The 21,236-nt window shown below is 66.8% G+C and carries 17 protein-coding genes; 9 read left to right on the forward strand and 8 right to left on the reverse strand.

Annotation, left to right across the window (positions count from 1 at the left end; translation table 11 throughout):
- The first annotated feature begins 1 nt into the window (after position 1).
- The 3 genes from PVU19_RS10870 to PVU19_RS10880 all read left to right on the forward strand — a co-directional run bounded on the left by PVU19_RS10870 (position 2) and on the right by PVU19_RS10880 (position 4,194).
- A complete protein-coding gene (locus tag PVU19_RS10870) occupies positions 2–2,242 on the forward strand; it encodes a xanthine dehydrogenase family protein molybdopterin-binding subunit (RefSeq protein ID WP_050662699.1) in 2,241 nt (746 codons plus the stop codon).
- 40 nt (positions 2,243–2,282) lie between these two features.
- Complete coding sequence (locus PVU19_RS10875) at positions 2,283–3,335, forward strand: AbrB family transcriptional regulator (protein ID WP_050662700.1); 1,053 nt, start codon at positions 2,283–2,285, stop codon at positions 3,333–3,335.
- A gap of 103 nt (positions 3,336–3,438) precedes the next feature.
- Entirely contained in the window at positions 3,439–4,194 is a 756-nt protein-coding gene (locus PVU19_RS10880; protein ID WP_050662701.1) for an SDR family NAD(P)-dependent oxidoreductase, read from the forward strand.
- On the opposite strand, the gene PVU19_RS10885 is transcribed toward PVU19_RS10880, so the two are convergent.
- Positions 4,181–5,200, reverse strand: a complete 1,020-nt coding sequence (locus PVU19_RS10885) for a fatty acid desaturase (RefSeq protein WP_050662702.1) — start codon at positions 5,198–5,200, stop codon at positions 4,181–4,183. The genes PVU19_RS10880 and PVU19_RS10885 overlap by 14 nt on opposite strands.
- A gap of 140 nt (positions 5,201–5,340) precedes the next feature.
- Between PVU19_RS10885 and PVU19_RS10890 the strand changes: the two genes are divergently transcribed.
- Positions 5,341–6,060, forward strand: coding sequence for a hypothetical protein (locus tag PVU19_RS10890; RefSeq protein ID WP_050662703.1), 720 nt, complete (start codon positions 5,341–5,343; stop codon positions 6,058–6,060).
- Positions 6,061–6,308: 248 nt separating this feature from the next.
- On the opposite strand, the gene der is transcribed toward PVU19_RS10890, so the two are convergent.
- From der to PVU19_RS10905, 3 genes are read right to left on the reverse strand one after another with little or no spacing between them, the layout of a single operon-like run.
- Positions 6,309–7,772: a ribosome biogenesis GTPase Der gene (gene der, locus PVU19_RS10895; protein ID WP_050662704.1), complete on the reverse strand. Its 1,464-nt coding sequence runs from the start codon at positions 7,770–7,772 to the stop codon at positions 6,309–6,311.
- 50 nt (positions 7,773–7,822) lie between these two features.
- Positions 7,823–9,151, reverse strand: a complete 1,329-nt coding sequence (locus PVU19_RS10900) for a PQQ-like beta-propeller repeat protein (protein WP_082237577.1) — start codon at positions 9,149–9,151, stop codon at positions 7,823–7,825.
- A gap of 53 nt (positions 9,152–9,204) precedes the next feature.
- Positions 9,205–9,894 (reverse strand): tetratricopeptide repeat protein, encoded by a 690-nt coding sequence (locus PVU19_RS10905; RefSeq protein WP_050662705.1) that lies wholly within the window; start codon positions 9,892–9,894, stop codon positions 9,205–9,207.
- Between the two features lie 206 nt (positions 9,895–10,100).
- Here PVU19_RS10905 and PVU19_RS10910 point away from each other — a divergent pair, with 206 nt between their 5' ends.
- From PVU19_RS10910 to PVU19_RS10920, 3 genes are all read left to right on the forward strand, one after another.
- On the forward strand, positions 10,101–11,339 hold the full coding sequence (locus tag PVU19_RS10910; protein ID WP_050662706.1) for an efflux RND transporter periplasmic adaptor subunit: 1,239 nt from the start codon (positions 10,101–10,103) through the stop codon (positions 11,337–11,339).
- Entirely contained in the window at positions 11,336–15,127 is a 3,792-nt protein-coding gene (locus PVU19_RS10915; RefSeq protein ID WP_050662707.1) for an efflux RND transporter permease subunit, read from the forward strand. Before PVU19_RS10910 ends, PVU19_RS10915 begins: the two co-directional genes overlap by 4 nt.
- A gap of 211 nt (positions 15,128–15,338) precedes the next feature.
- Positions 15,339–15,515 carry a VPEID-CTERM sorting domain-containing protein gene (locus PVU19_RS10920; protein WP_082237580.1) on the forward strand — a complete coding sequence of 59 codons (177 nt, stop codon included), beginning with the start codon at positions 15,339–15,341 and terminating at the stop codon, positions 15,513–15,515.
- A gap of 11 nt (positions 15,516–15,526) precedes the next feature.
- Here PVU19_RS10920 and xrtE read toward each other — a convergent pair whose 3' ends face one another.
- The 3 genes from xrtE to PVU19_RS10935 all read right to left on the reverse strand — a co-directional run bounded on the left by xrtE (position 15,527) and on the right by PVU19_RS10935 (position 18,492).
- Positions 15,527–17,134 carry an exosortase E/protease, VPEID-CTERM system gene (gene xrtE / locus PVU19_RS10925; protein WP_050662708.1) on the reverse strand — a complete coding sequence of 536 codons (1,608 nt, stop codon included), beginning with the start codon at positions 17,132–17,134 and terminating at the stop codon, positions 15,527–15,529.
- A gap of 66 nt (positions 17,135–17,200) precedes the next feature.
- Positions 17,201–17,866: an alpha/beta hydrolase gene (locus PVU19_RS10930; protein WP_050662709.1), complete on the reverse strand. Its 666-nt coding sequence runs from the start codon at positions 17,864–17,866 to the stop codon at positions 17,201–17,203.
- Positions 17,863–18,492 (reverse strand): DNA-3-methyladenine glycosylase family protein, encoded by a 630-nt coding sequence (locus PVU19_RS10935; RefSeq protein ID WP_050662740.1) that lies wholly within the window; start codon positions 18,490–18,492, stop codon positions 17,863–17,865. Before PVU19_RS10935 ends, PVU19_RS10930 begins: the two co-directional genes overlap by 4 nt.
- 92 nt (positions 18,493–18,584) lie before the next feature.
- Between PVU19_RS10935 and PVU19_RS10940 the strand changes: the two genes are divergently transcribed.
- Together PVU19_RS10940 and PVU19_RS10945 are read left to right on the forward strand one after the other, a co-directional pair.
- A complete protein-coding gene (locus PVU19_RS10940) occupies positions 18,585–19,802 on the forward strand; it encodes an MFS transporter (protein WP_050662710.1) in 1,218 nt (405 codons plus the stop codon).
- A 61-nt stretch (positions 19,803–19,863) separates the two neighbouring features.
- Entirely contained in the window at positions 19,864–20,250 is a 387-nt protein-coding gene (locus PVU19_RS10945) for a hypothetical protein (RefSeq protein WP_050662711.1), read from the forward strand.
- Between the two features lie 10 nt (positions 20,251–20,260).
- Here the strand turns inward: PVU19_RS10945 and PVU19_RS10950 are convergent, their stop codons facing one another.
- Positions 20,261–21,133, reverse strand: a complete 873-nt coding sequence (locus PVU19_RS10950; RefSeq protein ID WP_050662712.1) for an NAD(P)-dependent oxidoreductase — start codon at positions 21,131–21,133, stop codon at positions 20,261–20,263.
- Positions 21,134–21,236: the final 103 nt, after the last annotated feature.

The following is a 21,236-nucleotide window of genomic DNA, read 5'->3' on the forward strand; positions in this document are numbered from 1 at the left end:
GATGGGACGCGTGAAAACCATCGCCCGCCGCACATTCCTGATCGGCTCAGTCGCCATCGCGGGCGGCGTCGCCTTCGGGCTCTGGCGCTACAAGACACCCTATGCCAACCCCCTGCTCGCCGATCTGCCCGAGGGCGCGGCGGCGCTCACACCTTACGTGCGGATAACGGCGGACACGATCACCCTGATCACGCCGCGCGCTGACAAGGGCCAGGGCGCGGTCTCGGTGCAGGCGGCGCTCATTGCCGAGGAACTCGACGTCTCGCTCGATCAGATCGCGACCGATTTCGGCCCGCCCAGCCCCGCCTATTACAACACCGCCCTTGCAGGCGACGCGGTGCCGTTCCGCGCCACTAACGATAGCTGGCTCGCCGAAACCGTGCGTGACCTCGCCGACGCGCCGATGAAATTTCTCGGCATGCAGATCACCGGCGGCTCGACCACGGTGCCCGACGGCTATGACAAACTGCGCCATGCCGGCGCCGTCGCGCGCGAAACGCTCAAGGCCACGGCGGCGCGGCTGCACGGGGTGGAGCGGTCCGCGCTCAGCACCGAGACTGGCGCGGTGATCCTGCCCGACGGCACACGGCTCAGCTACCAGAGCCTTGCCTCAGAGGCCGCGCAGACCGACCCGATCACCGATGTCACCCTACGTGACCCGTCCGAGTGGCGACTGCTCGGAAAACCGATGCAGCGCATTGATATCGTGCCGAAATCCACCGGCACGCAGGGTTATGGCATCGACATCGACCTGCCCGAGATGCTGCACGCCGCGATCCGGCTCAACCCCGGACAGGGCGCGGCGCTCATCGGCTATGACGCGTCAGAGGCCGAGGCCATGCGCGGCGTCCAAAAGATCGTCGAGATCCCCGGCGGTATCGCGGTGATCGCCGACAACACATGGCGCGCCATCCGCGCCGCCGAGGCGATCACCTGCGATTGGGCCGCAGCACCCTACCCTGCCGACATGGCCGACCACTGGCAGGCACTCGCGGACAGCTTCACAAGCGACGCACAGGACAGCCAATTCCGCGACGAGGGCGATGTTGAGGCCGCACTGGCAGGCGGCGCGGAGATCGAGGTCGAGTACCGCGCGCCCTATCTCGCCCATGCCCCGCTGGAGCCGCTCAACGCCACCGTGCGCTACACGCCCGAGCGCATCGACATCTGGACCGGCACGCAGGTGCCGCGCTTCATCGAGACCAATGTCGCCCGGATTACCGGAATTGACCGCGACCACATCCATGTCCACGCAGAGATGATCGGCGGCAGTTTCGGCCACCGGCTGGAGGATGACGTGGTCCGCCACGCCACCCATATCGCCATGGAAATGCCGGGTCGCCCGGTGAAACTTACCTATTCGCGCGAAGAGGACATGGCGCATGACTTCCCCCGCCAGATCGCCATGGCGCGCGGGCGCGGGCGGGTCGAAAACGGCCGCGTCACCGCCTATGATCTGGGCATCGCCATGCCCTCGGTTCTGTCGTCGCAGATGGGTCGCCAGAACATACCCGCGCCGGGACCGGACCTGCAGATCGTGGCAGGCGCATGGGATCAGCCCTTTGCCATCCCCGACTACCGCGTCACCGGCTACCGCGCGCCGGAACTCGCGCCGATCTCAAGCTGGCGCTCGGTCGGGGCCTCCTCCAACGGATTTTTCCACGACTGCCTGCTCGATGAGCTCATTCACGCCGCCGGGGCCGACCCGCTGCAGGAACGCCTGCGCCTGTGCAATCACGCCCCGTCACGTGCGGTGCTCGAGGCGGTGGGCGAGATGTCGAACTGGGGCAGCGCCATGGCCCCCGGCGCGGGGCGCGGCGTCGCCTATTGCCTGTCGTTCGGGGTGCCCTGCGCGCAGGTGGTGGAGGTCAGCGACACCGGGGACGGCATCCGCCTCGACAAGGTTTACGTCGCCGCCGATGTCGGCCGCATCATCGACCCGGTGAATTTCGACGGGCTGGTCAAGGGCGGCGTGATCTTCGGCTTGGGCCACGCGATGAACTGCCAGGTCACCTATGCAGACGGTGCAGCCGAACAGCGCAATTTCGACCAGTATCAGGGCATGCGCCTCTATCAATGCCCCGAAATCGAGGTGCGCGGGCTTGAGACCGCCGACAAGATCCGCGGCATCGGTGAGCCGCCCGTGCCCCCGGCCCCCGCAGCCCTCGCCAACGCGATCTTCGCCGCCACCGGCACGCGCCTGCGCGAGATGCCGTTCGACAAACATGTGACCTTCGCCTGAGCCCCTTGCCCCCGCCCGCGCGGGGTGGTTCAAGAGGGGCATGCCGCATATCCTGACCACTCTCGCGCTGCTCGCGCTCTCGGGTCTCGCCGGGTTCGGCGCGCAGGCCATCGGCACGCCGCTGCCCTTCATGCTGGGGCCATTGGCCGCTTCCGCGCTGATCGCCACCGCCCTGCCCGGGCATCTGCCGCAGGGCTACCGCTTTCCCACATGGCTGCGGCTCGGCTTCATCGCGATCATCGGGCTGATGATCGGATCGCAGGTCACGACCGCGCTCTTTACCGAGGCGCATCACTACGCGCTGACGCTTGGCGCGGTCACGCTCTTCGTCGGGCTGGCACATGGGCTGGGCTACGCGGTCTTCCGCGCCTTGGGTGGCTATGACAGCACCACCGCCTTTTACGCCAGCACCCCCGGCGGGCTATACGAGAGCATCGAGATGGGCGAGGCGGCAGGCGCCGACATGACCCGGCTGATGATGCAGCAATTCCTGCGGATCATCGTCGTGGTGACGCTGCTGCCCCTCGGCCTGTCGCTCTGGCTTGGGGAGCCGGTGGGCAGTGCGGCAGGCCAGAGCCTGGCGCGCGGCGATGTGCCGTGGTCCGACCTGCCACTGGTGGCGGTGGCGGGGCTGGCCGGGCTGGCTCTGGGCCACGCCCTGCGCCTGCCGGCCGGGCAGATGACCGGGCCGATGGCGGTGGCGGCGCTGCTCTCGTTGACCGGCTGGCTCAGTTTCGACATCCCGCAATGGCTGGTGAACCTCGCGCAGATGGTGCTGGGCACAGCCCTCGGCATGCGCTTCACCGGGCTGAGCCGGGGGCTCTTGCTGCGCGGCGCGGGGCTGGCGCTGGTGTCGGTGGGCGGCATGCTGGCAATTGGCGTGGGGCTCGCCGCGCTGCTGCACGGCATGACAGACGAGCCGGTGGATGTGCTGGTGATCAGCCTCGCCCCCGGCGGCGTCACCGAGATGGCGCTGGTGGCGCTCAGCCTGCAGGCCAACCCGGCCTTCGTCACCCTGCACCACATCTACCGGATCTTGCTGACGGTCGTGGCCCTCGGGGTGATCACCCGGCTGCGGCAGCGCATTGGGTAAGCGGCGGATCATGGGTATTTTTGCCAAGAAGAAACCGGGGCTTTGACAGTCTGGCGCACAGGCGGTATTTGAACATATGTTCATTTAATCGCAGGAGAGCGGCATGCGCATCGAGGACACGGCGGCGATCATTACGGGCGGGGCCTCGGGGCTGGGCGAGGCGACGGCGCGGCAATTCCGCGAGGCAGGCGCGCAGGTCACGCTGCTTGACCGGGACGCCGAACGCGGGCGCGCGCTGGCTGAGGAAATCGGCGCCGGGTTCGCCGAGACCGACGTCACCGACGAGGCCTCCGTCGCCGAGGCGATCACCCGCGCCAAGACAGAAATGGGCAGGATCACGGCCGCGGTGAACTGCGCCGGCATCGCCACCGGGGCCAAGGTGTTGGGCCGCGACGGGCCGCACCCGCTCGACGCGTTCCGCCGCACCATTGATATCAACCTCGTGGGCACGTTCAACGTGGCCCGCCTCGCCGCCGCCGCCATGGCCGAAAATGCCCCCGATGCCGACGGCGCGCGCGGCGTGATCGTCAACACCGCCTCCATCGCCGCCTTTGACGGGCAAAAGGGACAGGCGGCCTATGCGGCGTCCAAGGGCGGGATCGTCGGGCTGTCGCTGCCGATGGCCCGGGATCTGTCGCGCGAGGGGATTCGCGTGATGGCGATCGCCCCCGGTATCTTCTCCACCCCGATGATGCGTGGGCTACCTCAGGACGTGCAGGACAGTCTCGCCGCCGAGGTGACCTTTCCCAAGCGCTTGGGCGACCCGGCGGAATACGCGCGGCTGGCACGCTTCATCGTCGAATGCGGCTATCTCAACGGCGAGGTGATCCGCCTCGACGGGGCGCTCAGGATGCAGTGACGCGCGCGGCCGAGGCGCGCCTGCGCGGCGCGGGAAACGGCACCAGCCGCCCGCTCTCCTCGTCCCAGAGCTTGAGCCGGAAACTCGCAAGCGCCTCTGGCCAGCGGATCACGTCATGAGACCTGAGATGATCCGGAAGGTCGTTCTGGCAACGCCGCAGGTTGTAGGACGGGATGCCGGGGTTGTAATGGTGCAGGTCGTGATAGGCGATATTGCCGCTGCCCAGATCCCACAGCCAGCCGAGATCGAGCGAGCTTGACCCCTCCAGCGTCGCCTTGCGGAAATCCAGATCGGGCTTGCGGTCCCAGTAGGTCTCTTCGAAATTATGCTGGAGATAGACGAGGAACACCCCGACCACCCCGGCAATCACCGCGCTCAGCGCCAGCACCCCGACACCGGGCCAGCCGAGCGTGGCCCAGACCAGCGCCACGAACCCCGCCAGCACCGCGTTATGCGCGATCACACCCCACACCCCGACCCGGCCCGTGTTACGCGGCCAGCGATAGGCGATGAAATAGGTAACGATCCCGCCCAGTGACAACATCACCACGGGGTTGCGGTAAATCCGGTACCACAGCCGCCGGTGCCACGGGGCGGCCTGCCATTCGCGCAGCGTCATGGTGTAGACTTCGGTCGTCTCGCGGTGATCGAGATTGCCGAGATAGGCGTGATGCAGGTTGTGATTGTACTGCATGACCCGGAACGGTGTCAGCGAAAAGACCGACAGAACATGCCCCGCCACATCGTTCAGCCAGCGCGTCGCGAAAAGCGAATAATGCCCGCAATCGTGCTGCAGCACGTAAAGCCGCACGGTCGCGAAGGCCAGGATCAGCACCAGCGGCGCCGCAAATAGCCACGCGCCCTGCCCCGCCAGCAGCCCCGCGCCCGCCAGCGCCGCCGCATAGACCACCAGCGTCCCTGCGAAGGACACCCCGCCGCGCAGATCGCTCTTGGCCGTGTAGGGCTTCAGAAATGCGCGCAGGGACTGGTCTCTGGCGGTGGTCATGGCAGCCTCCTTTGTGAAAGGGATATCAACCTTTTACCCTGCAAGATTTGAACTTCTCGTGATGCAATGCAAGGGGCGGCGCGGTTTTTTCGGCGCGCATGGGGATTGACGCGGCGCGGTGCGCGGACGATGGAAGGAGCATGATCCGGTTTCTCGCTTTCGCCCATCTCGCCGCTGCACTCGGTTTCGCCGCCTCACCGTTCCTCGGCGACGGCTTCAACGGGTTCAGCCCCGATCAGTTTCCCGTGCCACAAAGCGACCCGGCGGTGCAGCCCGCCGGATATGCCTTTGCGCTCTGGGGGGTGATCTATCTCTGGCTCATCCTCGGCGCGGTGTTCGGCGTGATCGCGCGCAGGGAGGATGCGGGTTGGTCGCAGGTGCGCGCACCGCTGGTGGCGAGCCTGCTGGTGGGGGCCGCGTGGATTCCGGTCGCCAATGCCTCGGTGCCCTGGGCCACGGTGATGATCTGGGCGATGCTGGCCACGGCGCTATTGGCGCTCCTGCGCGCGCCTTCTCGCGACGTCTGGTGGCTGTCCGGTCCGGTCGGGCTCTATGCCGGATGGTTGACGGCGGCGAGTTCGGTCTCGGTCGGGCTGGTGCTGGGCGGCTATGGCTGGCTGCCCGAGGTTGCGGCGGCGGTCGTGGCCCTCGCAATTGCCCTCGTGATCGCGGCTGCGGTCCTGACGCTCCGCCCCCGCGCGCTCACCTACGCGGCGGGCGTGATCTGGGCCCTGATCGGTGTGGTTGTGCAGAACATGGGCGACGGCAGCCCGCTGACACTCGGATTGGCGGCAGGCGGCGCGCTGCTGATCACGGCGAAGGCCGGATATGCCCTGCGGCGCAGGGGAAGCGCAGTCTAGCGTGGCGATGGTGGTCTGGAGCGGTCATAGCACCCCGCCAGAAGGTGTTGCGTGATCGCAGGGCCGGGGACTGGCGATGCAACGGTTATTGCCCGCACTTTATCCCAGCCAAGCCATTCTAAACTCATCACGTTGCGCGCCCTATCGAATCGCCAGGCCGCGGGACGGCCCGGCGATCGCGCGGCACCTTCGGTGCGTTTCGCGCGGGATGCGGCAACGGCAGTTCAAGGCCCAAAACCACCCATCCCCTATTTCGACGACCGCCCCGAGATGTGCTTGCGCAGGCTCGACGGGCCCGGCTTCTTCTTGGCCTTGTAGGGGTTCTTGTCCGACTGGCTGCGCATATAGAGGCGCACCGGCGTCCCCGACATATCAAAATCGTCCCGCAACCCATTGATCAGATAGCGAGAATAGCTCTCCGGCAGCTTGTCGGGATGGCTGCACATCACCACGAAACCGGGGGGCCGCGTCTTGGCCTGCGTCATGTAGCGCAGCTTGATCCGGCGTCCGCCCGGCGCGGGCGGCGGGTGCTGCTCCAGCATCCCCACCAGCCAGCGATTGAGCTGCGCCGTGGTGATCCGCCGGTTCCAGACCTCATGCGCCTTTTCCACCGCCGCGCGCAGCCGGTCGAGACCCTTTCCGGTCTTGGCCGACACCGTCACCAGCGGTGCGCCGCGCAGCTGCGGCAAAAGCCGCTCGAACGCCTCGCGCAACTCGCGCAGTTTCTGCTGCTTCTCGGGCTCCACGTCCCATTTGTTGACCGCCACCACCACCGCGCGCCCCTCGCGCTCGGCCAGGTCGGCGATCCGAAGATCCTGTTGCTCGAAGGGAATGGCGGCATCCAGAAGAACCACCACCACCTCGGCGAATTTCACCGCCCGCAGCCCGTCCGACACCGACAGCTTTTCCAGCTTGTCCTGCACCCGCGCCTTCTTGCGCATGCCCGCCGTGTCGAAAATCCGCACCGGCAGCCCGTCCCAGTCGAGCGCGAGCGAGATCGCATCGCGGGTGATCCCCGCCTCGGGGCCGGTCAGCAGCCGCTCTTCGCCCAGTATCGTGTTGATCAGGGTGGATTTTCCGGCATTGGGCCGCCCCACCACAGCCACCTGCAGGGGCCGCGCCTTTGTCGGCGTATGGTCATACTGCGCGGGCGTCTCGCCCTCTTCATTGACCTCGATATCGGTGACCGGGGCATCCGCCTCGGCGCGCTCCTCATAGGCATCGGCCAGCGGCTGTAACTGCGCATAAAGATCGTTCAGACCCTCGCCATGCTCCGCCGACAGGCGAATGGGCTCACCCAGCCCCAGGCCCCAGGCCTCGATCACCCCGGCATCGGCGGCAGAGCCCTCGGCCTTGTTCGCCGCAAGGATCACGTGATCCGACCGCTTGCGCAGGATCTCGGCAAAGATTTCGTCCACCGGCGTCACCCCGGTGCGCGCGTCGATCACGAAGAGGCACACATCGGCCATCTCCACCGCCCGCTCGGTCAGCCGCCGCATCCGGCCTTCGAGGCTGTCATCCGTGGCATCCTCCAGCCCGGCCGTGTCGATCACGGTAAAGCGCAGATCGCCAAGCCGCGCCGCCCCCTCGCGCAGGTCGCGCGTCACGCCGGGCTGGTCATCGACCAGCGCCAGGCGCTTGCCCACAAGGCGGTTGAATAGCGTGGATTTGCCCACATTGGGGCGTCCCACGATGGCGAGGGTGAAAGACATGGATCAGGCTCCGCTCCGGCGTCAAGCCGGTCTGATACAGGATCGCGCGGTCAACGGAAAGCCAGCAACTGACCCTTTTTCGACACGACATAAAGCGTGCCGCCCGCAACCACCGGATTGGACGTGGCCCCGCCCGGCAGATCGACGCTGCGGATCATCTGGCCCGAGGCCGGATCGAAGAACCGCAGCCGCCCGTCGCCCGAGGCAAGGACCAGCTGCCCGCCCGCGATGATCGGGCCGAAATGCCCGATGATCTGCGCCTGCTTGCGCGGTTTGCGTTCGTCAAAGAGCGGCAGGGAGTGGCCCCAGATGCGGGTGCCGTCCTGCGCCGCGAGCCGCACCAGCTCATTGCGATCCGTGACCATGAAGAGCGAGTCGCCCGCAGGCCAGACCGGGTTCAGCGGGCCCTCGTTGGCCGTCCAGATGCGCTTGCCGCTGCCCAGCCGCAGCGCGACGGTGCGGCCCGCATGGCTGCCGGTATAGACGCGGTCGCCGACCACCACCGGATCGCCGGTGATATCCAGCACCTGCGCGCTTGCCACACCAGAGCGTTGCCCCGCGACCTGCGCATCCCAGAGCCGCAAGCCACCCTTGCGGAACGCGCCCTGCAACTCGCCCGCGCCAAAGGCCAGCACGGCATATTTCTCGGTCAGCGCCGGGGCCGGTCCGCCCAGAACGTTGTGAATGTCAGGCGTCGCACTCAGCTGCCAATCGACACGGCCCGTCGCGGTATCCAGCACCCAGGCCACATCGTCGCCCGCCACCACATAGACCCGCCCGTCATAAACCGTGGGCGTCGCGGTGCCGGGCGACCCAAGGTCCTGTGACCACAGCGTCGCGCCGGTTTCAGGGTCAAGCGCGCTCAGCACGCCGAACCCCGAGGACACGAAGAGCTTGCCATCGCCGAACGCCAGCCCGCCACCGCTGGCATGATCGGATCGGTCATTCGGCGGCGTGAGATCGGTGGTCCACAGCAGCGATCCGCTGGTCGAGACCGCCGCGACCTTCGCCTCTGCATCGAGCGTGAACACACGTCCGCCCGCCACCACCGGATCGGCGGTAATGCGCACGCGGCGCCCGTCGCCTGCGCCGATATTCACCGACCACGCCAGTTGCGGCGCCACCGAGAGCGCCGGATGCGCCACCCGGGTCGAGGGCGTGCCGATCCGCTGCGTCCACTCGGCATTGTTCACCGCCGCCGGAAGCGTGACCGCCACCACCTGATTTTCGGGGGTTTCCTCGGCCTGCGCGCGGCGCACCTCGCTTTGCAGCACCTCGCGAATGCCCTCGCGCTCGCCGCTCAGGATCGGCTCATTTTTGGAACAGGCCGTCAGGGCAAGGGCCACCGCCAGCCCCAGAAATACCGTTTTCGCCGTCACTGCATCGCCCTCACTTGTCGCCTCTTGCCGCCTGCCCCGTGGTGCCGCGCGTGTTATTGCAGCACGGTCGCTGTATCGGGGTCGGCCATCGGTGTGTCCGGCGGCTCTTCTCCCAGTGCCACAATCACTTGTGTGACGCGCCGACGCAAGCCCGCTGTAGCCTCGGCATCCACCGCGATCCGCGTCAGAGCCTCGAGCGCCCCCGCGCGATCCCCGGTTTCGAGCGCGAGCAGCGCCAATTGCTCTTCGGCCAGAAGGCGCACGACGCCGCCCTCCGACACCATCCCCTCAAGACGCGTGCGACGGTCCTCGACGCTCAGCCCCGATCCCGGCAGCGTCACCGCCTTGAGCGTGGCGATCTGACGATAGACCGACAGGGTGGCATCGCGGTCGGCAATGTCCAGCAGGCGCGCCGCAGCCGCTTCCGGGTCCTGATCCGCGCCCTCGGCGGCGGCCAGCAGGTCCACCACCGCAGCGGCCTCGGGGTTCGGTGCATCTACATTAGCCAGCGCCGTCGCGCGCGCCGCACGGTCCTCAGCCGATAGCGCCGAAAGGATACTGTCGCCGAAGTCCTGCGCCGTCGCCCGCGCCTGCGCCTTGCGCCACTCGTTCCACGCGGCCCCGCCCACCAAAAGCAGAATCGCCAGAATGGCGATCCAGCCATAGCGCCGCATCAGCCGGAACAACCGGTCGCGCCGCACCTCTTCGGTGACTTCCTCGATGAAACTGTCGGTGTCGCTCACGCCGTCGCCCCTTTGCGAAATTTCCGCTCCTCTTAACCCGAAGCCCGCCCCCTGCCAAGGGGCGGCGGTGCGCTGCCATGTCTGACGCTTGCAGTGACGCGCGGAAAAGATTAATCTGAACCGGTCAGTTCAGCGTATCCGTCTTATTGCCCGGCGGTGCGCCACTTGGCGTGCCGACCGTTGTCACAAGTCCTGAAAGTTCACTCATGCGCCTGGTTCCCATTCTGATCGCCGTGCTGGTCTCCGGGCTGATCTATGCATTCGTGTTCGAACGGGATCGCTTGCTCGCCCTGCTGCCCCAAACCGAAGCGCAGAGCAGCGAGAGCTCCGCCACCGGGGCCGACACCGGCGAATCGGCGCAATCGCAGACCGAGACGATGCGCGTTGTCGTGCAGCGATCAAAGGCCCGCGACGTGGACAGCGCCGTGATCGTGCGGGGCCGCACCGAGGCCGACCGCATCGTCGAACTGCGCGCCGAAACCTCCGGCCTCGTGATCTCCCAGCCGCTGCGCAAGGGGGCCTTCGTCGATGAGGGCGACGAGCTATGCCAGCTTGATCCGGCGGCGCGGCAGGCCACAGTGCAAGAGGCCCGCGCCCGGCTGGCCGAGGCCAAAAGCCGCGTCCCCGAGGCCGAGGCCCGCGTCGAAGAGGCCCGCGCGCAACTCGAAGAGGCCGAAATCAACCGCAACGCCGCCGAGAACCTCGTCACCGACGGTTTCGCCTCGCAGACCCGCGTCGCCGCTACCCGCGCCGCCGTCAGTTCCGCAAAGGCCGCGGTGCAATCGGCCACCTCGGGGCTCGAGGCCGCCCGCGCCGGGATCGAATCCGCCCGCGCCGCCGTGGCGAGCGCCGAAAAGGAAATCGACCGCCTGAGCATCACCGCGCCCTTTTCCGGCGTGCTGGAGACAGACACCGCCGAAATCGGCAGCCTGCTGCAACCCGGCGCGCTCTGCGCCACGGTGCTGCAACTCGACCCGATCACGCTGGTGGGATTCGTGTCGGAAATGCAGGTCGCCCGGGTCGAGTATGATGCCCCCGCCACCGCGCGCACCACCTCCGGCAGCGAGGTCGAGGGCACGGTCAGCTTTCTGTCCCGCGCCGCAGATGACACCACCCGCACCTTCCGGGTCGAGGTGCGCGTGCCCAATCCCGACCTCGGCCTGCGCGACGGCGAAACCGCCGAAATCCGGATCAGCGCCGAGGGCAAGGCCGCGCATCTGCTGCCGCAATCGGCGCTCACCCTCAATGACGAGGGCACGCTTGGCCTGCGCCTGGTGGATGCAGAGACCCGCGCGCAGTTTGTACCGGTGACGGTGTTGCGCGACACGCCCAACGGCGTCTGGCTCACCGGCCTGCCCGAGACCGCCGACGTGATCGTGATCGGGCAGGAATACGTGAGCGACGGCGTGCCCGTGCGCCCGGTCTATCAGGAGCTTGGCCAATGACCGGCATCGTCGACTGGGCCGCCGCCCGGGCGCGGATGGTGCTGGCCTTCATCGTGCTGTCGATCCTCGCGGGCACGCTCTCGTATATGGGCCTGCCCAAGGAGGGCGAGCCCGATATCGAAATCCCCGCGCTCTTCATCACCGTGCCCTTCCCCGGCATCTCCGCCGAGGACAGTGAGAAACTGCTGGTCAAGCCGATGGAGACCGAGCTCAGCGATCTCGACGGGCTCAAGGAAATGACCGGCACCGCGGCCGAGAATTTCGGCGGCGTGGCGCTCGAATTCGAATTCGGCTGGGACAAGACCAAGATCCTCGCCGATGTGCGTGACGCGATGGATGCCGCCGAGGCCGACTTTCCCGACGGGTTCGAGAAATACACCATCAACGAGGTGAATTTCAGCGAATTCCCGATCGTCATTGTCAATCTCTCGGGTCCGGTCCCCGAACGCACCATGTCGCGGCTGGCCAAGGATCTTCAGGACACGCTCGAAGGGCTGGAACCGGTGCTCGAGGCGGGCATCGCGGGCAATCGCGACGAGATGGTCGAGGTGGTGATCGACCCGCTCCGCCTCGAAGCCTACAACGTCACCGTCAACGAATTCGTCGAAGTGGTGCGCAACAACAATCAGCTGATCCCGGCGGGCGAGGTCGACAACGCCCAAGGCACCTTCGCGGTCAAGATCCCCTCCTCCTTCGAGGAAACCCGCGATATCTACGAATTGCCGATCAAGACCAATGGCGACCGGATCGTGCGCTTGGGCGATCTGGCCACGATCAACCTCACCTTCGAGGACCGGATCGGCACAGCGCGGTTCAACGGCGAAACGACGGTCGCGCTGCAGGTGGTCAAGCGCAAGGGCTTCAACATCATCGACACCGCCGATCTGGTCCGCGAGGTGGTGGCCGAGGCCGAAATCCGCTGGCCCGAGGAATTGCAGGTCGCGGTCAATGTCGGCACCTCGAACGATCAGTCGCGCACCGTGGCCTCGATGGTCAGCCAGCTTGAAGGCTCGGTGCTCACCGCCATCGCGCTGGTGATGATCGTCACGCTGGCCGCCCTTGGCATCCGCCCGGCACTGCTGGTGGGCTTCGCGATCCCGACCTCGTTCCTGTTGTGCTTTGCCCTGCTGGCCGTGATGGGCGTGGCGATCTCCAATATCGTGATGTTCGGCCTGATCCTGGCCGTCGGCATGCTGGTCGACGGCGCCATCGTCGTGGTCGAATACGCCGACAAGCGCATCGCCGAGGGCGAAGGCCCGATGCATGCCTATGTCGGGGCCGCCAAGCGGATGTTCTGGCCGGTGGTCAGCTCCACCGCCACCACGCTCTGCGCCTTCCTGCCGATGCTGTTCTGGCCCGGCGTGCCGGGGCAGTTCATGGGGATGCTGCCGGTCACGCTGATTTTCGTGCTCTCCGCCTCGCTCCTGGTGGCGCTGGTGTACCTGCCGGTTCTGGGCGGCGTCACCGGGCGGCTGGAGCGGTGGTTCAACGACCGGATCGACCAGATCGCGGGCGGCTTCTGGCTCTGGCATATCCTGCTCTTTCCGCTGGCGCTCGGGGCGGTCTATCTCGCAGGGCAAGCCGCGCCGGTGCTGTTCGATCAGGTGACGGCGGAATTCTCCGGCATGGACAGTGACGATATCCTCGGCTCGGTGATGCCGGTGCTGGCCACGGTCTTCGGCCTGCTGCTGGGCGTGGTGGCGCTGATCGGCGTCGGCGTGGCCAGCGTTCTGACCACGCTGCTGGGGCTGATGGCGATCCCGCGCCGCTGTGGCAACCTGCTGCGCGCCATCGGCCGTGCCCTCCTGCCCCGCCGCCGCACGCGGGTGCGCGCGGGCTATCGCCGCTCCGCCTTCGGCTGGGTGATCCACGCGATCACCGGCAACCCGGTGATGCCGCTGGTGGCATTCGGTGCGATCTTCGTGCTCGTGGGGTCGGTGCTGATGTTCTACGTGAACAACAACAACGGCACCGAATTCTTCGTCGACAGCGAACCCGAACAGGCCATCGTCTACGTGCGCGGACGCGGCAACCTGTCGATCGACCAGAAAGACCGGCTGGTCAAACAGGTCGAGGATGTCGTGCGCGCCCATCCCGGCATCGAGACCGCCTTTGCCTTTGCCGGGGATGGCGGGCTCGACAACAATACCGGCGGCGCGCAGCCGCCGCGCGACACCATCGGCCAGGTGCAACTGGAAACCATCCCGTGGGAGGACCGCCCGCGCGCGACCGAAACCTGGTTCACCATTCCGCTGCTCGACATTCCCGTGAACCGCCACGTGGTCGCCCCCGCCTTTGACGGCGACGCGGTGATCGCCGACCTGACCCGGCAACTCGAAGAGATCCCCGGCATCAAGATCGAGATCCTCGCACAATCGCGCGGTCCCGCCTCGGCCAAACCGGTGCATCTGCGCATAAAGGGCGACGACTGGCAGGCGCTCAAGGCGTTTACCGAACAGGCCCGCGCGCAGTTCGAAGAGACCGCAGGCCTGCGCCAGATCGAAGATACCCTGCCCCTGCCCGGCATCGACTGGCAGATCGACGTCGATGTCGAAAAGGCCGGTCGCTTCGGCGCGGATGTGGCGATCGTCGGCGCGATGGTGCAGCTTGTGACGCGCGGCATCCTGCTCGACACGATGCGCGTCGACAGCAGCGACGAGGAAATCGAGATCCGCGTGCGCCTGCCCGAGGAAAACCGCGTGCTCTCCACCCTCGACAGCCTCAAGGTGCGCACCGAGGACGGGCTGGTGCCGCTGTCCAACTTCATCAGCCGCAAACCGGTGCAGCAGCTGGCACAGATCGACCGCATCGACCAGACCCGCTTCTTTGATGTCAAGGCGGCAGTGGCGGACGGGATGACCCGAACCGTGACCGGGCCCGACGGGGCCGAAACCACCGTGCCGATCACCGCCAATGAACGGATCGAACGGCTGACCGAGTGGCTTTCATCAGGCGTCGTGCCGCCGGGCATCAGCTACGAATGGACCGGCGACGCAGAGGATCAGGAGGAATCCGGCGCCTTCCTGCAAAAGGCCTTCGCGGGCGCGCTCGGCCTGATGTTCATCATCCTTCTGGCGCAGTTCAACAGCGTCTATAATGCGGTTCTGGTGCTGCTCGCGGTGGTCCTGTCCACGGCTGGCGTGCTGATCGGGATGCTGGTGATGAACCAGCCGTTCTCGATCATCATGACCGGCACGGGCATCGTCGCGCTGGCGGGCATCGTGGTGAACAACAATATCGTGCTGATCGACACCTATCAGGACTACGCCCGCTACATGCCGCGGATTTCCGCGATCACCCGCACGGCTCAGGATCGCATCCGCCCGGTGTTGCTCACCACGATCACCACCATGGCAGGGCTGGCACCGATGATGTTCGGCCTCAGCCTCGATTTCTTCAATGGCGGCTACGCCTTCAACAGCCCCACCGCGCTCTGGTGGAAGCAACTGGCGACGGCGGTGGTCTTCGGCCTCGGCATCGCCACGGTGCTGACGCTGATCTTCACCCCGGCGATGCTGGCCCTGCGGGTCTGGGCCACCACCTACGTTCTCTGGTGCGCGCGGCTGATGGCGATGCTGTCGATGGGCCGCTCCAGCCGCGCCGCGCGCGACTGGGCGCTGCAACGCGCGGCCCGGCGCATGGCGGGCACCGAACTCGTCTGGCCAGATGAGAGCGCCCCCCGCCCCGGCTATGTCGAGGAAGAGACCACCGAGGCCCCGCATCTCGACGACCTCAAGCGCGTTCTGGACGAGCGCGCCCCCAAGCCGCCGCTGCGCGCCGCCGAGTGATTCTGCCCTGCGCGCTCCCAAAACGGCGCGGCTTGGCCGGATCGCCGAAATCGCGTGCAGCAGGATGGAAACAATACCGGTTCAAACCACCACGTCGTTGACAAATCGCGGTCAATCACACCTCGGGTCTTGAAAAATGGCAAAAAAAAAGCGACTTTTGGGCATCAATATGCGCAAGCATTAAAGCACATCTATTCTGGGGGACGGCACAATGTGGAACTGGTTTTTCGGCGGCTATTACGGCGGCGGCACATCCGGGGGTGATACCGGGTCGGCATCGGCCGTGCCGGAAATGGACGCCGCCAGCGGCACGCTGGCCATCGCCGTCGTTCTGGCCGCACTTGTCCTGACCTGGGAAATCAAACGCCGCCGTCGCGCGCGGGGCTGAGGGCTAGCCCCTCAGATCAGCGCCCAATCTCCCCTCCAAAGGGCGACGGCAGCGATCAGTGCGTTCGCACTCGCATGGGCGGCCATGGCATCAGCCAGCCGCCCATTTCGCATGTAAAGCAACGAAAACACCACCCCCGCCAGCGCCGCCTCGATCCAGCGGCCATGCACCAGCGCGAACAATCCGGCCGAAACCGCGATCGCCGCCACCCGGCTCAGCGGCGTGCCCCGGTCGATCCGGGCCTGCACATATCCGCGAAAGATCAACTCCTCGATCACCGGTACCAGCGCCACCGTACCCAGAATGCGCAACACGGCCCAGAGCGCAAAGGCCCCCGCACCCAAGCCTGCCAGCGCCTCGGGCACCGGCTCTGCGGGTGGTGCCGTCACGATCCACGCCACACCGACCCCCAACCCCGCCAGCACTGCCAGCGGCGATGGCCAGTCCAGATAGCGCGCCACCGTGGCCCGCGCCCACCAGAGCGCGCCCAACATCAAACCCACCTGTAGCGGATAGCCCAGCGCAGGCGCGGCCCAGAACGCCTGCACGAGCATTCCCGACAACGCAAAGACGATGAACGGCACGATGCGCCCGGCCACATCATCCTGCGCCAGCGGCGGCAGCGCGGGCCGTGCCTCGGGCCGGGCGTCATGCTGAAGCGCATAGCGACTGCGGTTGACCACGACCAGCACCCCCACGGCCAGCGCGGTGAACATGATCCAACCGGCGAAACTGTGAAACCCGTTGACCGCCAGTTCGGGCGAGACATGCGCGCCGATGAGGATCAGCGCGGTGATCCGGACGGTGTTGAAGACCCAGCTTGCCAGCAAGGCCAGCGGCCAGATCACCAGCCCGAACCGGCGCAACCGCAGATCATCGCGAAAGAGCACCGCATAAAGCGCAAGGAACGTGGTGATCAGCACCAGCCCCTCGATCCCCGAACAGGTCTCCGCCACCTCGACGCGAAACTCCTGCGTGCCGATGATATAGGCCTCTGGATTGACCACCACCACATCCGAGAACAGCCGCAGCATCAGGTAGACCGCGATAAAGGTCACATCGGTCAGCGCCTGCACCGTCCAGAGCGGCCCGGCCAGCACCACAATGCCCGGAATCGCCGCCGCAACCCCGCAGATCGCCAGCACCGACGCGGCCCGCCCGGACAGCCACCCGGACCATGCCCCGGGCCGCGCCAGCCAGAACAGCCCGCCCGCCGCCGCCATTGCCGCCCCCGCGCAGAGCACCGGCAAGACGAGGTGAAAACTGGCGTTCATCCCGCCCGCAGGCACGATGACAAGCGGCGCGAATGTCACGGCCAGCCCAACCCCGTGCAGCAGCGCCCAACCCCGGCCACCCGGGGCCGTGCCGGTGACCCGCGCAAAGCCTGCCCGCGCCTCGGGCCGCGCCCAGAGATACACCCCCAGAAGCGAGGCCGCACAGACCACCCAAAGCGCGACCCAGCGCAACCCGCGACAGGCGGTCTCGACTGCCGTGGCGCGGCACTCGATATCGCTGAACACTTGAAAGGCGGCGACCAGCACCGCCATCTCCGCGACATAGAGCGCACCCAGCCAGAGCGCGCGATGCGGCAGGCCGCTATGTGCCGATGTCTGCTCCATCCCCCGCGCCTAGCCCGCGCGCGTGATCGCAATATGGCACGGCCGGGGCATTTTGCGGCCCCGCCCTCAGAGGCCCAGCTTGTCGCGCATGAACGCGAGCGCCACCGACAACCCGTCGGGCGCGATGCCATGCGCGGTGCCCTTCATGATATGGGCATAGACGTCCTTCCAGCCCGCCTCCTGCAAGGCCTCGGCGGCCTCGGGCAGCGATTGCACCGGCACCACGTCATCGGCATCGCCATGCACCAGCAGAACCGGCGGGCGGCTGCGGGTCTCGTCGGCCAAGAGGTCCGGCGACAGCAACCGACCGGAAAACGCCACGATCCCCGCCACCGGATCCTCGCGGCGCGGGGCCACATGCAACGCCATCATCGTGCCCTGCGAAAAGCCGAACAGCACCACCTGTTCAGGCAGCAGGTCCTCATCCACCATCAGCGCATCGAGAAACGCATCGAGATCCTGCGCCGCCGCCATCAATCCGCGCTCGGCCTCTTCCTCGCTGGAATTGTCGATCCACGGGATCGGAAACCATTGCAGGCCCATCGGCATGCCGGGAATGCTCTCAGGCGCATCGGGTGCCACGAAGAGCGTATCGGGCAGATGCTCGCCCAACGGGTCCGCCAGCCCCAGCAAATCCGCGCCATTGGCCCCGTAGCCGTGCAGAAACACCACCGCTGACCGGGTCTCGCCCGACACGGGCTCCCTGCGGTCCGCCTTCAATACCCGTGTCATCTGATCCCTTCCCTGTCCTTGGCCACCCGGTAATAGGCCCAGAGCAGCCGCGCCGCAACCGACCGCCACGGCGACCACGCAAGTGACATCTCGCGAAAGGCGCGCGGCTTGGGCCGCTCCGGCAGATCGTAGAGAATGCGCGCCGCCTCCTGCAACGCCAGATCGCCCGGCGCGAACACATCCGCCCGCCCGAGGCTGAACATCGCGTAAATTTCCGCGGTCCACACACCGATGCCCGAAACTTCCGTCAGTGTGGCGATCACCTCGTCATCCGGCGCATCGCGCAACGCGGCATAGTCGATCTCGGCCTCGGCCAGCGCCTTTGCATAGCGCGCCTTCTGACGGCTCAGGCCCACGGCGCGCAGGTCGTCGTCGCTGACCGCGCGAATCGTCTGCGGATCGGCATAGCCCGCCGCCTCGACCCGGCCCCAGATCGCATTCGCCGAGGCCACGCTCACCTGCTGGCTGACGATGGCACTCAAAAGCCGGGTAAACCCGTCCTCGCTGCGCCGCAGGGGCAGCGCGCCGGTCTGCGCATAGGCCTGCGCCATGCGCGGGCAGACGGCGGCCAGATGCGCAGCCCCTTCGGCGACGTCGTCATGGGTTTCGATGATGCGTCCTGTCATGCCCGCGATCATAGGCCGCTTGCGGCAAAACCCAAGGGGTGCGGACGCAATCGCGCTTGCACCCGCCCGCGCCCGGGTCTAGCAAGCTGGCCATGACCGACACCGCCCTGCATATCGACGACAGTCGCGCCAAGCGCAACGTGGCCGTTCTAGTGGCGGCGCAGGCGATCCTCGGCGCGCAGATGCCGATGATCTTCGTGGTGGGCGGGCTCGCCGGACAATCGCTGGCCTCGAATGTCTGTTTCGCCACGCTGCCGATTTCGCTGATCGTGCTGGGCTCGATGCTCTCGGCCACGCCGGTGTCGCACATGATGCAACGCTTTGGCCGTCGTGCGGGCTTCATGATCGGGGCGCTTGCGGGGGCGATTGGCGGTCTTGTCGGGGCCTATGGCCTCTACGTGGCCTCCTTCCCGATCTTCCTGGCGGGCAGCTTCATCACCGGCACCTACATGTCGGCGCAGGGCTTTTACCGTTTCGCCGCCGCCGACACCGCCAGCGACACCTTCCGCCCCAAGGCGATTTCCTACGTCATGGCCGGGGGCCTGCTGAGTGCCATCATCGGCCCGCAACTGGTCAAGCTCACGTCGCAGGCGATGGTGATCCCGTTCTTCGGCACCTATCTGGCGGTGATCGCGCTCAACCTTGTGGGCGCGCTGCTGTTCCTGCTCCTCGACATCCCCAAGCCCCCGATCCCGTCGGAGGACGCGCCGCGCGGGCGCTCGCGCATGGAACTGCTGAAGACCCCGCGCATCGCGGTGGCGGTGATCTGCGCCATGGTCTCCTACGCGCTGATGAACCTGGTGATGACCTCGACGCCGCTCGCCGTGGTCGGCTGCGGCTTTGACGAGGGCAACGCGGCGGACGTGGTCACCGCGCATGTGCTGGCAATGTATATCCCCTCGTTTTTCACTGGCCACCTGATCGTGCGCTTCGGGGTGGAAAAGATCGTCGCCACCGGGCTGATCATCCTTGCCGGTGCGGGCGCGGTGGCGCTCTCGGGGGTGGAGCTGGAGCATTTCTTCGTGGCGCTGATCCTCCTCGGTCTGGGCTGGAATTTCGGCTTTATCGGCGCGACCACGATGCTGGCGGGCGCGCATGCCCCGCATGAGCGCGGGCGCATGCAGGGGCTCAACGACCTGCTAGTCTTCGGCGGGGTGACCTTCGCCTCGCTCGCCTCGGGCGGGCTGATGAACTGCTCGGGCAGCTCAGCACAGGCGGGCTGGACCGCCGTCAACCTCGCCATGGCCCCGTTCCTGATGCTGGCGGGGGCCGCGCTCATCTGGCTGGTGATGCGCCCCCGCACGGCGTGACCGCTGGCGTCAGCCGGGTTTTTTGAGTATTTTTGCCATAAAGAAACAGGAGGGGCGCGTCATGATTTCCGAGATCTGGCACAGCTACCGCCGCCTGCCGCTCTGGGTGCAGGCCTGGGTGTCAGTCATCCTCGTCCCGGTGAATGCCGCGTCGCTCGCGTTCCTGTCAGAGCCGTGGGGCCTGTGGCTCGCGGCGATGGCGGTGGGGGCGATGCTCTGCAACGGCGTGATCATGCTGGCCGAGCGCGGCTTTTCCAAGCTGATGGCACTGCCGCATGTGCTGATCTGGACACCGATGCTTGGGCTGGTGCTCTGGCTGCTGTCGCAGGACATCGCGCCCGCCTATCGCATCTACCTGCTGATCCTGCTGGCGGTCGATGTGGTCTCGCTGGTCTTCGACGTGATCGACACCCGCAAATGGCTGTCAGGCGACCGCAAGATCGCCTGACGAAAGTTTATCAGCCCAGCTTGCGCAGCCGCGCGAAGAGGCTGGAGGTATCCCAACGCCCGCCGCCCATGGCCTGCACGTCCTTGTAGAACTGATCGACCAGAGCCGTGACCGGCAGGCTCGCCCCGGTCTCGTCGGCGGTCGAGAGGCAAATGCCCAGATCCTTGCGCATCCAGTCGACGGCGAAACCATGCTCCCATTTGTCGTCCAGCATGGTCTCGTAGCGATTGTTCATCTGCCACGACCCGGCGGCGCCCTGGCTGATCACCTCGACCACCGCGCGCCCGTCAAGCCCCGCCTTCTCGGCGAAATGCAGCGCCTCGCTGAGGCCCTGCACCAGCCCCGCGATGGCAATCTGGTTGCACATCTTGGTCATCTGACCGGCCCCGCTCTCGCCGATCCGGCGGCAGAGCTTGGCATAGGTGTTCATGATCGGCTCGGCGGCGTCATAGGCGGCCTGATCGCCGCCGCACATGATCGACAGCTGGCCATTCTCGGCCCCCGCCTGACCGCCCGACACGGGCGCGTCGACGAATTGCTGCCCAGCCGCGCGCGCGCCGGCATAAAGCTCTGCCGTGACCTTGGACGAGACGGTGGTGTGATCGACAAAGATCGCGCCATCATCCATGCCCGCAAAGGCCCCGTCCCCGCCCAGGCAGACGCTGCGCAGATCGTCGTCATTGCCGACGCAGGCCAACACGAACTCGGCCCCCTCTGCGGCCTCGCGCGGGCTTGGCGCGTGGCGCCCGCCATGCTGCGCTGCCCATTTTTCGGCCTTCGACGCGGTGCGGTTGTAGACGCAGACATCATGGCCCGCCGCCTGCAGATGTCCCGCCATCGGATAGCCCATGACGCCCAATCCCAGAAATGCCAGCTTTGCCATTCTTCTCTCCTCCTGTCGCGTGTTGCCATTGTCTCAGGGGGGATTTCTGACTATCCCCGCAGGAGATGCAAGCAGAAACCCGGATGAGGCGACCCCTGTGGCG

The organism is Roseovarius tolerans (genome assembly GCF_028885395.1).
Lineage (GTDB): Bacteria > Pseudomonadota > Alphaproteobacteria > Rhodobacterales > Rhodobacteraceae > Roseovarius > Roseovarius tolerans.

What these genes read in the sequence shown, in the direction of transcription:
- PVU19_RS10880 (WP_050662701.1), top strand. Translation starts at nt 3,439, where the DNA reads ATGCGCATCGAGGACACGGCGGCGATCATTACGGGCGGGGCCTCGGGG.
- PVU19_RS10945 (WP_050662711.1), top strand. Translation starts at nt 19,864, where the DNA reads ATGATTTCCGAGATCTGGCACAGCTACCGCCGCCTGCCGCTCTGGGTG.
- PVU19_RS10920 (WP_082237580.1), top strand. Translation starts at nt 15,339, where the DNA reads ATGTGGAACTGGTTTTTCGGCGGCTATTACGGCGGCGGCACATCCGGG.
- PVU19_RS10885 (WP_050662702.1), bottom strand. Translation starts at nt 5,200, where the DNA reads ATGACCACCGCCAGAGACCAGTCCCTGCGCGCATTTCTGAAGCCCTAC.
- PVU19_RS10875 (WP_050662700.1), top strand. Translation starts at nt 2,283, where the DNA reads ATGCCGCATATCCTGACCACTCTCGCGCTGCTCGCGCTCTCGGGTCTC.
- xrtE (WP_050662708.1), bottom strand. Translation starts at nt 17,134, where the DNA reads ATGGAGCAGACATCGGCACATAGCGGCCTGCCGCATCGCGCGCTCTGG.
- PVU19_RS10915 (WP_050662707.1), top strand. Translation starts at nt 11,336, where the DNA reads ATGACCGGCATCGTCGACTGGGCCGCCGCCCGGGCGCGGATGGTGCTG.
- PVU19_RS10950 (WP_050662712.1), bottom strand. Translation starts at nt 21,133, where the DNA reads ATGGCAAAGCTGGCATTTCTGGGATTGGGCGTCATGGGCTATCCGATG.
- PVU19_RS10910 (WP_050662706.1), top strand. Translation starts at nt 10,101, where the DNA reads ATGCGCCTGGTTCCCATTCTGATCGCCGTGCTGGTCTCCGGGCTGATC.
- der (WP_050662704.1), bottom strand. Translation starts at nt 7,772, where the DNA reads ATGTCTTTCACCCTCGCCATCGTGGGACGCCCCAATGTGGGCAAATCC.
- PVU19_RS10870 (WP_050662699.1), top strand. Translation starts at nt 2, where the DNA reads ATGGGACGCGTGAAAACCATCGCCCGCCGCACATTCCTGATCGGCTCA.
- PVU19_RS10930 (WP_050662709.1), bottom strand. Translation starts at nt 17,866, where the DNA reads ATGACACGGGTATTGAAGGCGGACCGCAGGGAGCCCGTGTCGGGCGAG.
- PVU19_RS10940 (WP_050662710.1), top strand. Translation starts at nt 18,585, where the DNA reads ATGACCGACACCGCCCTGCATATCGACGACAGTCGCGCCAAGCGCAAC.
- PVU19_RS10890 (WP_050662703.1), top strand. Translation starts at nt 5,341, where the DNA reads ATGATCCGGTTTCTCGCTTTCGCCCATCTCGCCGCTGCACTCGGTTTC.
- PVU19_RS10935 (WP_050662740.1), bottom strand. Translation starts at nt 18,492, where the DNA reads ATGACAGGACGCATCATCGAAACCCATGACGACGTCGCCGAAGGGGCT.